This is a genomic window from Streptomyces sp. C (assembly GCF_000158895.1).
In the GTDB taxonomy this organism is placed as follows: Bacteria; Actinomycetota; Actinomycetes; order Streptomycetales; family Streptomycetaceae; genus Streptomyces; species Streptomyces racemochromogenes.
This window is the reverse complement of sequence record NZ_GG657750.1, coordinates 2,337,737-2,352,114: the sequence shown is the minus strand read 5'-3', so window position 1 is coordinate 2,352,114 and position 14,378 is coordinate 2,337,737. Positions and strand designations below refer to the sequence as shown.

10 protein-coding genes and 1 pseudogene are annotated in these 14,378 nt (G+C 72.7%); 6 read left to right on the top strand and 5 right to left on the bottom strand.

The window, feature by feature from the left end:
- Positions 1-439 (bottom strand): annotated as a pseudogene (locus tag SSNG_RS41995) (hypothetical protein); the annotation flags it as partial.
- A 182-nt stretch (positions 440-621) separates the two neighbouring features.
- Between SSNG_RS41995 and SSNG_RS10400 the strand changes: the two are divergent.
- Complete coding sequence (locus tag SSNG_RS10400; RefSeq protein ID WP_007263781.1) at positions 622-3,609, top strand: bifunctional [glutamine synthetase] adenylyltransferase/[glutamine synthetase]-adenylyl-L-tyrosine phosphorylase; 2,988 nt, start codon at positions 622-624, stop codon at positions 3,607-3,609.
- Between the two features lie 94 nt (positions 3,610-3,703).
- Here SSNG_RS10400 and SSNG_RS10395 read toward each other — a convergent pair whose 3' ends face one another.
- The 4 genes from SSNG_RS10395 to SSNG_RS10380 form a co-directional block, all read right to left on the bottom strand.
- The gene (locus SSNG_RS10395) at positions 3,704-4,297 is read right to left on the bottom strand and encodes a dihydrofolate reductase family protein (RefSeq protein WP_007263780.1); all 594 of its coding nucleotides are present in this window, start codon (positions 4,295-4,297) and stop codon (positions 3,704-3,706) included.
- 251 nt (positions 4,298-4,548) lie between these two features.
- Entirely contained in the window at positions 4,549-5,436 is an 888-nt protein-coding gene (locus tag SSNG_RS10390; RefSeq protein ID WP_050779588.1) for a phosphatase PAP2 family protein, read from the bottom strand.
- Positions 5,437-5,559: 123 nt separating this feature from the next.
- A complete protein-coding gene (locus SSNG_RS10385) occupies positions 5,560-6,591 on the bottom strand; it encodes a LacI family DNA-binding transcriptional regulator (protein ID WP_042800839.1) in 1,032 nt (343 codons plus the stop codon).
- A 26-nt stretch (positions 6,592-6,617) separates the two neighbouring features.
- Positions 6,618-8,423, bottom strand: a complete 1,806-nt coding sequence (locus SSNG_RS10380) for a glycoside hydrolase family 13 protein (RefSeq protein ID WP_128636914.1) — start codon at positions 8,421-8,423, stop codon at positions 6,618-6,620.
- 222 nt (positions 8,424-8,645) lie between these two features.
- On the opposite strand from SSNG_RS10380, the gene SSNG_RS10375 reads away from it, so the two are divergent.
- From SSNG_RS10375 to SSNG_RS10355, 5 genes are all read left to right on the top strand, one after another.
- Positions 8,646-9,917 (top strand): extracellular solute-binding protein, encoded by a 1,272-nt coding sequence (locus SSNG_RS10375; protein ID WP_007263776.1) that lies wholly within the window; start codon positions 8,646-8,648, stop codon positions 9,915-9,917.
- Between the two features lie 8 nt (positions 9,918-9,925).
- A complete protein-coding gene (locus SSNG_RS10370; RefSeq protein WP_042800838.1) occupies positions 9,926-10,957 on the top strand; it encodes a sugar ABC transporter permease in 1,032 nt (343 codons plus the stop codon).
- Positions 10,954-11,826, top strand: a complete 873-nt coding sequence (locus tag SSNG_RS10365; protein ID WP_007263774.1) for a carbohydrate ABC transporter permease — start codon at positions 10,954-10,956, stop codon at positions 11,824-11,826. The genes SSNG_RS10370 and SSNG_RS10365 overlap by 4 nt, the downstream gene beginning before the upstream one ends.
- 55 nt (positions 11,827-11,881) lie before the next feature.
- Entirely contained in the window at positions 11,882-13,480 is a 1,599-nt protein-coding gene (locus SSNG_RS10360) for a glycoside hydrolase family 13 protein (RefSeq protein ID WP_007263773.1), read from the top strand.
- On the top strand, positions 13,468-14,378 hold a 911-nt coding region (locus tag SSNG_RS10355), incomplete at its 3' end, for a LacI family DNA-binding transcriptional regulator (protein ID WP_241695019.1). The genes SSNG_RS10360 and SSNG_RS10355, both read left to right, overlap by 13 nt.

Here is a 14,378-nt window from a genome sequence, read left to right as displayed (position 1 = left end):
TTTCCGCCGGGGCGGGAACGGATGCGCCGGCGGGCGCGCCCGGAGTGGTGTCGGCCTCCTCGCGCGGCCCGGCGGCGCCGGCTGCAGGGGCCGGGAGACGGGGCTCGGGCGCGTCCGCGCCGGGGGCGTCGTCCGGGCTGCTCCCGGCGGGAGCCCGGCCGGGGTCTCCCGCCTCCGCGGCGGCGCGCGGCCCGGCGGGCTCGGCCACGGGTGCCTTCGGGCCCGCGGTACGCGGCTTGGCGGGCTCGGCCACGGGTGCCTTCGGGCCCGCGGTGCGCGGCTTGGCCGGCTCCGGCGCGTCCGCGCCGGGGGCTTCGGGGCCGGAGCCCCCCGCAGGGGTGCCCCGCTGCTGGGGGACGCGTGCAGCGGGGATCGAGGACGGGTCGGGCTGCCGTGAGGAAGGGGAGGTCGCGGCGGAGCCGGCGGGTCCGTCGGACATGGGGGCTCCTCGCGGCCGGTCGGGCGGGGACCGGGCCCCTCGGACATAGATCTAACAAGTAAGCAGATAATCCGATAATCCGCCTCATGATATCGGCCACGGTGACCGGTGAGTCGAACGCCTGCTCCGGCTAGGCTCGCCCCTGGGCCAGACGGCAGCGACGCACCTCGGGAGGCGGCGGGATGACAGTCCCGGGACGCAGGAGCAGCACCTTCATCAGGCTGCTGCGCAGCGGGTTCACCGACCCCACGCACGCCGCCCGGCTCCTCGACGCCGACGCGCTGGCCTCCGTACGCGCCGACCCGGTCCTCCTCGACGCCCTCGGCGCCACCGCCGACCCCGACCTCGCCCTGCGCGGACTGGTGCGCCTCGCCGAGGCCCAGACCCCCGAGGACCTGCCCCTGCTCCTCGACACCCTCGTCAGCGCCAAGCCCCTGCGCGACCGCCTCCTCGGCGTGCTCGGCGCCTCCGAGGCCCTCGCCGACCACCTCGCCCGCCACCCCCGCGACTGGCAGGCCCTCGTCACCTACGAGGCCGCCGACCTGCACCCCGGCCTCGCCGAGTTCGAGCAGGGCCTCGCCGACGCCCACGACCCCGTCGCCCTGCGCGTCGCCTACCGCCGCTGCCTGCTCTCCATCGCCGCCCGCGACGTCTGCGGCACCACCGACGTCGCCCAGACCGCCGCCGAGCTCGCCGACCTCGCCACCGCCACCCTCCGCGCGGCCCTGCGCATGGCGACCGCCGCCGCCCCCGAGGACGCCGCCCGGTGCCGCCTCGCCGTCATCGCCATGGGCAAGTGCGGGGGCAACGAGCTCAACTACGTCTCCGACGTCGACGTGATCTTCGTCGGCGAGGCCGTCCCCGGCGCCGAGGAGCACAAGGCGCTCCAGGCCGCCACCCGCCTCGCCTCCCACCTCATGCGGATCTGCTCCGAGACCACCGTCGAGGGCAGCATCTGGCCCGTCGACGCCAACCTCCGCCCCGAGGGCCGCAACGGCCCCCTCGTGCGCACCCTCTCCTCCCACCTCGCCTACTACCAGCGCTGGGCCAAGACCTGGGAGTTCCAGGCCCTGCTCAAGGCCCGCGCCGTCGCCGGCGACCCCGACCTCGGGGCCCAGTACGTCGCCGCCATAACCCCCCTCGTCTGGCAGGCCGCCGAACGCGAGAACTTCGTCGCCGACGTCCAGAAGATGCGCCGCCGCGTCGTCGACAACATCCCCGCCGCCCAGGTCGACCGGGAACTCAAGCTCGGCCCCGGCGGCCTGCGCGACGTCGAGTTCGCCGTCCAGCTGCTCCAGCTCGTCCACGGCCGCAGCGACGCCACCCTGCACTCCGGCACCACCCTCGACGCCCTCCACGCCCTCGCCGCCGGCGGCTACGTCGGCCGCGCCGACGCCGCCCAGCTGCACGACGCGTACCGCTTCCTGCGCGCCATGGAGCACCGCATCCAGCTCTACCGGCTGCGCCGCACCCACCTCGTCCCCGAGGACGAGGCCGACCTGCGCCGCCTCGGCCGCTCCCTGGGCCTGCGCACGGAACCCGTCGCCGAGCTCAACAAGGCCTGGCGCAGGCACGCCTCCGTCGTGCGCCGCCTCCACGAGAAGCTCTTCTACCGGCCGCTGCTCGACGCCGTCGCCCAGCTCGCCCCCGGCGAGACCCGGCTCTCCCCGCGCGCCGCCGGCCAACGCCTCGAAGCCCTCGGCTACGCCGACCCCGCCTCCGCCCTGCGCCACCTGGAGGCCCTCTCCTCCGGCGTCAGCCGCAAGGCCGCCATCCAGCGCACCCTGCTGCCCGTCCTCCTCGGCTGGTTCGCGGACTCCGCCGACCCGGACGCCGGACTGCTCGGCTTCCGCAAGGTCTCCGACGCCCTCGGCAAGACCCCCTGGTACCTGCGCCTGCTGCGCGACGAGGGCGCCGCCGCGGAGAACCTCGCCCGCGTGCTCTCCGCCGGCCGTCTCGCCCCCGACCTGCTGATGCGCGCCCCCGAGGCCGTCGCCCTGCTCGGCGACCCCGAAGGCCTCCAGCCCCGTACGCACGAGGCCCTCGAACAGGAGGTGCTCTCCGCCGTAGGCCGCGCCGACAGCGGCGAAGCGGCCGTCGCCGCCGCCCGCGGGGTCCGCCGCCGCGAGCTGTTCCGCACCGCCGCCGCCGACATCATCGCCTCCTACGGCACCGAGGACAGCCCCGCCGAGAAGGACTGCGGTGCCCTCGTCGACCGGGTCGGCGACGCCGTCTCCGACCTCACCGCCGCCACCATCGCCGGTGCCCTGCGCGCCGCCGTGCGCGACCACTGGGGCGAGACCCTCCCCACCCGCTTCGCCGTCATCGGCGTCGGCCGCTTCGGCGGGCACGAGCTGGGCTACGGCTCCGACGCCGACGTCCTCTTCGTCCACGAACCCCGCGAAGGCGTCGACGAACAGGAGGCCGCCAAGGCCGCCCAGACGGTCATCGCCGAAATGCGCAGGCTGCTCCAACTCCCCACCGCCGACCCGCCGCTCCTCATCGACGCCGACCTGCGCCCCGAGGGCCGCTCCGGCCCCCTCGTACGCACCCTCTCCTCGTACGCCGCCTACTACCGGCGCTGGTCCCTGACCTGGGAGAGCCAGGCCCTGCTGCGCGCCGAGCCCGTCGCGGGCGACATCGACCTCGGCGACCGCTTCATCGAACTGATCGACCCGCTGCGCTACCCCGTCGAAGGCCTCGGCGAGGACGCGGTCCGCGAGATCCGCCGGCTCAAGGCCCGCATGGAGTCCGAACGCCTGCCGCGCGGCGCCGACCCCACCCTGCACGCCAAGCTCGGCCGCGGCGGGCTCAGCGACGTCGAGTGGACCGTCCAGCTGCTCCAGATGCAGCACGCCTGGGCCGAGCCGGGCCTGCGCACCACCCGCACCCGCCAGGCCCTGGCCGCCGCCCACTCCGCCGGGCTGCTCCCGGCGGAGGAGGCGCAGGTCCTCGACGAGGCCTGGGTCCTCGCCACCCGCGTCCGCAACGCCGTCATGCTGGTCCGCGGCCGCGCCGGCGACACCTTCCCCTCGGACGCCCGCGAACTGGCCGCCGTCGGCCGCTACCTGGGCTACCCGGAGGGCAGGGTCGGCGAAATGCTGGACGACTACCGCCGCACCACCCGCCGCGCCCGCGCGGTGGTGGACGAACTGTTCTACGGGGCGTAGCCACTGACCGGTGAGCAGGCTGTCGCACCGGCATCCGGCAACGGCCCGTCGCGGTGGCGCGGGGGGACGAGCGGACCGGCCGGCCCGGGCGGGGTTACGTCGTCGGCCGGCGGTAGGTGGAGACGTGGACGCCGGTGGTGGTGGTGACCGTGGCGGCCAGGTCGAACGTGCGGAGCACGCCGTCGTCCGGGAAGAGCCGCTTGCCGCCGCCGAGGACCACCGGCATGGTCATCAGCCGGAGTTCGTCGACCAGGTCCTCGGTCAGCAGGGTCCGGGCCAGCGAGGCGCTGCCCATGACCACCAGGTCGCGGCCCTCGGCCTCGCGGAGCTTGCGGATCTGCGCGAGGGCCTCGCCGGCCGGGATGAGCGTGGTGTTGTTCCACGTCAGGTCGGCCTCGCCGAGCGTGCCCGACACGACGTACTTGGCGACGCCGTTCATGTGGTCGGCGAAGGGGTCGCCCGCCCGCTCCGGCCACGCCGCGGCCATGGCCTGCCAGGTGCGGCGCCCGAACAGCAGGGCGTCCGTGGCGGCGGCCCACTCGGCCAGCGCGCCGCCCATCACCTCCGGGTCGAAGAACGGATGCGTCCACCCGCCGTGGGCGAAGCCCCCGTCGGTGTCCTCCTCCGGGCCGCCCGGTGCCTGGATGACGCCGTCCAGGCTGATGAATTCACCCAGCACGATGCGCATGGGAATGCCCCGCTTCCTGATCCGTCCGGTTCGTTCGCGACACGGGAAAGCTATGCGTCGTTCAGTGGTCCGGCAATCAGATCTGCGCAGGATGGGGCGTATGGGCTGGTCAAGCGAGGTGAATCGTTGCAGTGGATCTAAAGTGAACGCAAGGACGGCTCGTGGGTTCATTGCAATGAATGGAGGTGAACGCATGCCCGCCGCCGACACCGTCCTCACCGCGCCGGCCGGGCTCCAGGCGCCGGCCCCCGTCAGGCCCGGCGGAAGCGGTTCAGCAGATCCGACGCCGGGTGCGGACCGGTGTGCACCGGCCGGCGCGGCAGCCGGTGCGGCAGCGATCCGTACCAGGCGCGGGACACCGCGTACCCGAAGGCCAGGCAGAGCACGCCACCGACGGCGTCGAGCCAGAAGTGGTTGGCGGTGGCCACGATCACGACCAGGGTCGCCGCCGGGTACAGCAGCCCCAGGAGCCGCGCCCACGGTGCCGAGGCCACCGCGAAGATCGTCAGCCCGCACCAGAGCGACCACCCTATGTGCATGGACGGCATCGCCGCGTACTGGTTCGACATGTGCTTCAGGTTCCCCGAGGCCATGGAACCCCAGGTGTGGTGCACCAGCACGGTGTCGACGAAGTGCCCCCCGTTCATCAGCCGGGGCGGCGCGAGCGGGTAGAGGTAGTAGCCGACCAGGGCGACGCCCGTGGTGGCGAAGAGGACGAGGCGGGTGGCGGCGTAGCGCCCGGGATGGAAGCGGTAGATCCACACCAGCACGCCGATCGTCACGATGAAGTGCAGCGTCGCGTAGTAGTAGTTCATCCCGACGACCAGCCACGTCACCGAGTTCACGGCGTGGTTGACGGACTGCTCCACGGCGATGCCGAGCCCGCGCTCCACGGACCAGATCCAGTCGGCGTTCGCGAGCGCGGCCGCCTTCTGCTCGGGCACGGCGTTGCGGATCAGCGAGTACGTCCAGTAGCTGACGGCGATCAGCAGGACCTCGAACCAGATCCGCGGCCGCCGCGGGGCCCGCAGCCGGGTCAGCAGCGCAGCGTCCGGCTCCGGCCGGGTCCCGTGCTCCGTCACAGTGGGTGACGAGACGTCCGTCCGGGTTTCCAGTGTCTTCACGCTCGCTTCACCCATGGGCAGAGAGTCTGCCAGATGCGTTACCGCCTCCGATCATCCCTCGGGACGGTCTTCCCCGCCCCTTCTCAACCCGGGGGACTACCCGGTAACCCCTAGGGGGTACCGGGCGGTATCCAGGGGCTAAGGGGTGCGCCGCTGCGCCGGCCCCGAGGCCGTCGAGCCCCGGACCACCAGCTCGGGCAGGAACACGAACTCGCTGTGCGGGGCCGGCGTACCGCCGATCTCCTCCAGCAGGGTCCGTACCGCCGCCTGACCCATCGCCTGCACCGGCTGCCGGATGGTGGTCAGCGGCGGATCGGTGAACGCTATGAGTGGGGAGTCGTCGAAGCCGACCACCGACACGTCCTGCGGCACCCGCAGCCCCTGCTGCCGGGCGGCCCGGATCGCACCGAGCGCCATCATGTCGCTCGCGCAGACCACCGCCGTACAGCCCCGCCCCACGAGCGCGGCCGCCGCGGCCTGGCCGCCCTCCAGGGTGTACAGGGAGTGCTGGATCAGCTCCTCCACCTCGGCCTCGCCGAGCCCGAGCCGGTCCCGCATCGCGGCCCGGAACCCCTCGATCTTGCGGAGCACCGGCACGAACCGCTTCGGGCCGACCGCGAGGCCGATCCGGGTGTGCCCCAGCGCCGTCAGGTGGGTCACGGCGAGCTGCATCGCGGCCCGGTCGTCGGGGGAGACGAAGGGGGCCCGCACCTTGTCGGAGAAACCGTTGATGAGGACGTACGGGACGCCCTGCGCCCGGAGTTGGTCGTAGCGGCCCATGTCGGCGGTGGTGTCGGCGTGCAGCCCCGAGACGAAGATGATCCCGGAGACCCCCCGGTCCACCAGCATCTCGGTCAGCTCGTCCTCGGTGGACCCGCCGGGCGTCTGCGTCGCCAGCACCGGGGTGTACCCCTGCCGGGTCAGCGCCTGCCCGATGACCTGCGCGAGCGCCGGGAAGATGGGGTTGTCCAGCTCGGGGGTTATCAGCCCGACGAGCCCGGCGCTGCGCTGCCGCAGCCGCACGGGCCGCTCGTAGCCGAGCACGTCGAGCGCGGCCAGCACGGACTCACGGGTGCCGGCGGCCACACCGGGCTTGCCGTTGAGCACGCGGCTGACTGTGGCTTCGCTGACCCCCGCCTGGGCTGCGATGTCGGCTAGCCGTGCGGTCACGGCACTGGACTGTACCGGTAGCCGGCTCACATCGCCCACCACGTGCAGGAATCGGGGGGAAGCCGGACGGTGCGGCCGTCGGTCTCCACCGGGGCGCTGGAGAGCACCGGCCGGCCGGGAGAGGGCAGCTCCACGGCGGTGGGCCGGGTGTTCAGGGTGCAGGCGAAGCCGGGGCGGGTGAAGAGGAGGACCCCGTCGGGCGCGGGCCGCCAGCGCATCCCGCGTGCGAACACCGCCGGTCCCGCCCCCGCCCCGGGCCACTCCTCGCGGCACCCGCCCTGCCCCGACTCCGGCGCGCCCAGCCCCGGCATGGCCCGGCGCAGCTCCAGGGCGGCGCGGTACAGCTCCAGCGTCGAGTGCGGGTCGCCGGTCTGCGCGGCGACGCTCAGCCCCGCCCAGTCGGCGGGCTGCGGCAGCCAGCTGCCGCCGGGGCCGAAGCCGTACGGGGCCTCCTCGCCGGCCCAGGGCAGCGGCACCCGACACCCGTCCCGCAGCCCGTCCTGCCCCTCGGCTCCGCCGGCCCCGACCTCAACGGCCCCGGCTCCGGCCTCCGCGGCACCCGCCCCCCCGGCCCCGGCCCCGCCGGCTCCCCCGCGGCCCCCCGCAGGGGACCGGCGGAACGCCGGGTCCCGGCGGGCCGCGTCCGGGAGGTCGGTGACCTCCGGCAGGCCGAGTTCCTCGCCCTGGTAGACGTACGCCGACCCGGGCAGCGCCAGCATCAGCAGCGCCGCCGCCCGCGCCCGGGCCAGGCCCCGCGCCCCGCCCCCGTACCGGGTGACGTGCCGCACGACGTCGTGGTTGGACAGCACCCAGGTCGTCGGGGCGCCCACCGAGGCGGTCGCGGCCAGGGACTCGTCGATCACGGTCCGCATCGCCGCCGGGTCCCAGGGGCAGTTCAGGAACCGGAAGTTGAAGGCCTGGTGCAGCTCGTCGGGCCGCACGTACAGCGCGAGCCGCTCCGAGGTCGGCGCCCACGCCTCGGCGACCCCGATCCGCCCGTCCCCGTACGAGTCGAGCAGCCGCCGCCAGGAGCGGTGGATGGCGTGCACCCCGTCCTGGTCGAAGAAGGGGAGCGGCTCGGTGCCGATCAGGGTGGCCTGCGCGCCCCGGCCGATGTCGGGCAGGCCCGGGGCCTTGACCATGCCGTGGGCCACGTCCACCCGGAAGCCGTCGACGCCCAGGTCGAGCCAGAAGCGCAGCACCGACTCGAACTCCGCCGCGACCTCCGGGTGCTCCCAGTCCAGATCGGGCTGCTCGGGGGCGAAGAGGTGCAGGTACCAGTCGCCGTCCGGTACCCGGGTCCAGGCCGGGCCGCCGAAGACGGACTCCCAGTCGTTGGGCGGCAGCTCCCCGTCCGCGCCCCGCCCCGGGCGGAACAGGTACCGCTCGCGGGCGCCGGGCACGCCGGCGAGGGCCTCCCGGAACCAGGGGTGGGCCTCGGAGGTGTGGTTCGGCACCACGTCGACGATCACCCGCAGGCCGAGCGCGTGCGCGGCCCGGACCAGGTCGTCGGCGTCGGCGAGGTCCCCGAAGAGGGGGTCGACGGCCCGGTAGTCGGCGACGTCGTAGCCGCCGTCCGCCTGCGGGGACACGTAGAAGGGGGTCAGCCACACGGCGTCCACCCCGAGCCGGGCAAGGTGCGGCAGCCGCTCGCGCACCCCGCGCAGGTCCCCGACGCCGTCGCCGTCGCTGTCCGCGAAGGAGCGCACGTACACCTGGTAGATGACGGCATCGCGCCACCAGGCGCCGCTCACGGCCGGGTCGCCGGGAGCACCGCTGAAAGCGTTGCTGGAAGCTCTTGCAAGCGGGACGGCCGTCAACTCGTGGTTCATACCGCAGTCAACGCGCGTACACGCCCCGTGGTTGCGGGCCCGTGCGGTCGAAGGGGACTCGAACTAACAGCAAGCTGCGGCAACCGTAGGGACACACGGATGTAACGATCGCCTCCGCTTGCAGAAAATTGCCGCAAGGTCTTTCCGTCGGCTTTCAGGCTTGTTACGTTCCTCGCAACTCGGGACCGCGAGGGCGCGGCCGGGATCATCGAAGGAGTTCATATGCGGCGTGGCATAGCGGCCACCGCGCTGGTCGCGACCCTGGCGCTCGCGGCGACGGCTTGCGGCGGTGACACCAAGGACGACGGTGGGCAGAAGGCCGGCGGCGAGCTGTCCGGCACCGTCACCTGGTGGGACACCTCGAACGACGCCGAGAAGGCGAGCTTCCAGAAGATCGCCGAGGCGTTCACCGCGAAGCACCCGAAGGTGACGGTCAAATACGTCAACGTGCCCTACGGCGACGCCCAGAACAAGGTCAAGAACGCCTTCAGCAGCGGCGCCGACGCCCCCGACGTGATCCGCGCCGACGTCGGCTGGGTCGCCGACTTCGCCTCCCTCGGCTACCTCGACGAGGTCCCCGCCGACACCGCGAAGAAGATCGACGCCGAGTTCCTGCCGCAGGCCGCGGCCAGCGGCAAGTTCGAGGGCAAGACCTACGCCGTCCCGCAGGTCATCGACTCCCTCGGCCTCTTCTACAACAAGAAGATGCTCGCCGACGCCGGCGTCCAGCCCCCCAAGACCCTTGAGGAGCTGAAGGCCGCCGCCACCGCCATCAAGGCCAAGACCGGCAAGACCGGCCTCTACCTGCGCGGCGACGACTCCTACTGGTTCCTGCCCTTCATCTACGGCGAGGGCGGCGACCTCGTCGACGCCAAGACCAAGACGGTCACCGTCGACAACGCGGCCGGCGTCAAGGGCTTCAAGGCCGCCCGCGACCTGATCACCTCCGGCGCGGCGGTCACCAACGCCACCGACGGCTGGACCAACATGCAGACCGCCTTCAAGTCCGGGGAGGTCGCGATGATGATCAACGGCCCCTGGGCCGTCGCGGACAGCTACGCGGGCGACCAGTTCAAGGACAAGTCCAACCTCGGCGTCGCCCCCGTCCCGGCCGGCTCCGCCAAGGCCGGCGCCCCGCAGGGCGGCCACGACCTCGCCGTCTACGCCGGCTCCAAGAACACCGCCGCCGCACACGCCTTCGTCGAGTACATGACCTCCCAGGAGGTCCAGGTCCAGTCCGCCAAGGACCTGAGCCTGCTGCCCACGCGCACCGCCGCCTACGAGCAGGCGGACGTCAAGAACAGCGAGATGGTCCAGTTCTTCAAGCCGGCCGTCGACAAGGCCGTCGAGCGCGCCTGGATCCCGGAGAACGGCTCCCTCTTCGAGCCGCTGAAGGTCGAGTACACCAAGGCCGTCACCGGCGCCTCGACCCCCGAGGACGCGGCCAAGGCGGCCGGCGCCGAGTTCCGCAAGATCCTCAAGGGCTGGAAGTAGTACGGACGATGGCTGCTGACACCAGCCGGTCGGTGGCGAAGGCCGCGGACGGCGAGACGACCCTCGCCGCCCGCGGCCCCAGCCGCACGACTGCCAAGAACGCCGGAAGCCCGCGCGGCGGCCTCCGCCGCGCCCTCGCCACGCACTGGTACGCCTGGGCCATGACCGCCCCGGTCGTGCTCGTCCTCGGCGTGATCGTGGGCTGGCCGCTCGTACGCGGCGTCTACCTGTCGCTGACGAACGCCAACGAGCGCAACGTCGCCCGCACCATCGGCGTGCGCCACATCGACGCCACGTACGAGTTCGTCGGGCTCGACAACTACACGGCGGTCCTCGGCGACCCCGTCTTCTGGCAGCGGCTGGTGTGGACGGTGGTGTGGACCGTCGCCTGCGTCTCCGTCACCTTCGTCCTCGGCCTCACCCTGGCCACCATGCTCAACCGGCAGTTCCGGGGCCGCGCCGCCTACCGCATGGCACTCATCCTGCCCTGGGCCGTGCCCGGCTTCGTCTCCGTCTTCGCCTGGCGGTTCCTCTTCAACCGCGACAACGGCATCCTCAACAAGGTCCTCGACGGCGGCGGCATCTCCGCCGTCCCGTGGCTCGACGACCCCACCTGGGCCAAGCTCTCCGTCATCGCCGTCAACGTCTGGCTCGGCATCCCCTTCATGATGGTCGCCCTCCTCGGCGGCCTCCAGTCCATCCCCGGCGAGCTCTACGAAGCCGCCGAGATGGACGGCGCCGGCCCCTGGCAGCGCTTCCGGCACATCACCCTGCCCGGACTGCGCGCCGTGAGCATGACGGTGATCCTGCTCTCCACCATCTGGACCTTCAACATGTTCCCGGTGATCTTCCTGCTGACGCGGGGCGGCCCCGGCGACTCCACCGAGATCCTGGTGACCCAGGCCTTCCGCGAGGCCTTCATCGCCAGCCCGCGCGACTTCGCCGGCTCCGCGACCTGGGGCGTGCTGATCCTCGGCCTGCTCATGATCTTCGCGCTGGTCTACCGGCGCTCGCTGCGCAAGCAGGGAGAGGTGTGGTGACCGTGACCACCGACGAGAACGCCTCGACGCGGGCGGCGCGCCCGCGCGGCAGCCGCTCCCCGCTCGCCTCCTTCGGACTGCACGCCACGCTCGCCGTCGCGTCCGTCATCGCCGTCTTCCCCGTGCTGTGGATCCTGCTGACCTCGCTCAAGCCGGCCAAGTACGCCATCACCACGGACTTCGTGAAGGAACCCACCCTCTCGAACTACTCCTACCTGCTGGAGGACAGCCACTTCCTCAGCTGGTTCTGGAACTCCGTGCTCGTCGCCGGCGTCACCACCGTGCTCGGCGTGTTCATCGCCGCCACCACCGGATACGCGGTCAGCCGCTTCAAGTTCCCGGGCATGAAGCCGCTGATGTGGACCCTGCTCATCACGCAGATGTTCCCGATGGCCATCCTCATCGTCCCGCTCTACAACCTGATGGGAGAGCTCGGGCTGCTCAACCAGCCGCTCGGCCTGATCATCACGTACCTCACCATCGCCGTGCCGTTCTGCGCCTGGATGATGAAGGGCTTCTTCGACACCATCCCGGTCGAGATCGACGAATCCGGCCGCGTCGACGGGCTCAACCCCTTCGGCACCTTCTGGCGCCTGATCCTGCCGCTCGCCAAGCCCGGCCTCGCCGTGACCGGCTTCTACGCCTTCATCACCGCCTGGGGCGAGGTCGCGTACGCCTCCGCCTTCATGGTCGGCGAGGAGAACCTCACCCTCGCGGGCGGCCTGCAGACCTTCGTCACGCAGTACACCTCCAACTGGGGCGCCATGAGCGCGGCATCCGTCCTCATCGCGATCCCGGCGGCGGTCTTCTTCCTCTTCGCCCAGCGTCACCTCGTCGCCGGTATGACGGCGGGCGCCACCAAGGGCTGACCACCCGGCGCTCGCCTTCCGCTTTCCGGTACCGGCCCGATCTCTCAAGGACACCATGACCCAGCACCTCGCCGACGCACTCCCCACCCCGACCGGGACCCAGCCCGGCTGGTGGAGAGACGCGGTGATCTACCAGGTCTATCCGCGCAGCTTCGCCGACTCCAACGGGGACGGCATGGGGGACCTCGAAGGCATCCGCAGCCGACTGCCCTACCTCCGCGACCTGGGTGTCGACGCCGTGTGGCTCAGCCCCTTCTACGCCTCCCCGCAGGCCGACGCCGGCTACGACGTCGCCGACTACCGGGCCATCGACCCCATGTTCGGCACCCTGCACGACGCCGACGCCGTGATCCGCGAAGCCCACGCCCTGGGCCTGCGGATCATCGTCGACCTCGTCCCCAACCACTGCTCCGACCAGCACGAATGGTTCAAGCAGGCGCTGCGGGAGGGCCCGGGATCCCCGCTGCGCGAACGCTTCCACTTCCGGCCGGGCAAGGGGGAGTCGGGCGAGCAGCCGCCGAACGACTGGGAGTCCATCTTCGGCGGGCCGGCGTGGACCCGGGTCGAGGACGGCGAGTGGTACCTGCACCTGTTCGCCCCCGAGCAGCCCGACTTCAACTGGGAGCACGCGGCGGTACAGGACGAGTTCCGGTCCGTGCTGCGGTTCTGGCTCGACCTGGGCGTGGACGGCTTCCGGATCGACGTCGCGCACGGGCTGGTCAAGGCCGCCGGACTGCCCGACCTCGGGCGCGACGAGCAGCTCAAGCTGCTCGGCAACCAGGTGCTCCCCTTCTTCGACCAGGACGGCGTCCACGAGATCTACCGCAAGTGGCGCACCGTCCTCGACGAGTACGCCGGCGACCGCATCGGCGTCGCCGAGGCCTGGGCCCCCAACGTCGAACGCACCGCCCTCTACGTACGCCACGACGAGCTGCACCAGGCGTTCAACTTCCACTACCTGACCACCGGCTGGGACGCGGCCGCGCTGCGCGCCACTATCGACGCGTCGCTCGACGCCATGCGGCCCGTGGGCGCCCCGACGACCTGGGTGCTGTCCAACCACGACGTGGTCCGCCACCGGACCCGCTTCGGCAGCCTGGACCGGGCGCGGGCGGCGGCACTGCTGATGCTGGCACTGCCCGGGTCGGCGTACGTCTACCAGGGCGAGGAGCTCGGACTGCCCGAGGTCACCGACCTTCCGGACGAGGTGCGCCAGGACCCCTCGTTCTTCAAGGCGAACGGGCAGGACGGGCTGCGCGACGGATGCCGCGTCCCGCTCCCGTGGTCCGGCGACGCGGCCCCGTACGGCTTCGGGACCGGCGGCAGCTGGCTCCCGCAGCCGGAGGAATGGGCCGGGCTGAGCGTCGAGGCGCAGACCGGGGACGCGGGCTCCACGCTGGAGCTGTACCGCACCGCCCTGCGGATCCGGCGCGAGCACGCCGACCTGGGCGCCGGGGACGCCGTGGAGTGGCTGGACGCCCCGGAAGGGGTACTGATGTTCCGCCGGGGCGGCTTCGTGTGCGCGGCCAACACGACGGGGGACGCGGTGCGGATACCCGGGGCGCCCGGGACGGGTGCGGTGCTGCTGGCGAGCGGTCCGGTCGTCGACCCCGAGGTCCTTCCCGGTGACACGGCGGTGTGGTGGCAGGGGTGAGTTCCCCGCTGCGGCTGACGGACATCGCCTCGCAGGCCCAGGTCAGCGAGGCGACGGTCAGCCGCGTCCTCAACGGCAAGGCGGGCGTGGCGGCCGGCACCCGGCACCGGGTGCTGGCCGCCATGGACCTGCTCGGCTACGAGCGGCCGGTACGGCTGAAGCGGCGCAGCAACGGTCTGGTCGGGCTGCTGATCCCCGAGCTGACCAACCCCATCTTTCCGGCGTTCGCGCAGGTCATCGAGCAGGCCCTGGCCGGGCAGGGGTACACGCCCGTGCTGTGCACCCAGACCCCGGGCGGCGCGACCGAGGACGAACTGGTCGAGCAGCTGGAGGAACGGGGGGTCACCGGCATCGTCTTCCTGTCCGGGCTGCACGCGGACTCGTCGGCCGACCCGGCGCGCTACCAGCGGCTCTCGTCGCGCGGGCTGCCGTTCGTACTGATCAACGGCTTCAACGAGGCCATCAGCGCCCCCTTCGTCTCCCCGGACGACCGGGCGGCGGCGGAGATGGCCGTACGGCACCTGGAGGAACTCGGGCACCGGCGCATCGGGCTCGCCATCGGGCCGACCCGGTACGTCCCCTCGGCGCGCAAGGAGCAGGGGTTCCTGGCCGCGCGGCCGGGGGCGGCGGAGGAAGGGCTGGTCCAGCGCACCCTGTTCACCGTCGAGGGCGGCCACGCGGCGGGCGGCGCCCTCCTGGACCGGGGCTGCACGGGTGTGGTCTGCGCCAGCGACATGATGGCCCTCGGCGTCATCCGCGCCGCCCGCGAGCGGGGGCTGCGCGTCCCCGAGGACGTCTCGGTGGTCGGCTTCGACGACTCCCCGCTCATCGCCTTCACGGACCCCCCGCTGCCCCCGGTCCGCCAGCCGGTCCGCGCGATGGCAACGGCGGCGGTGGG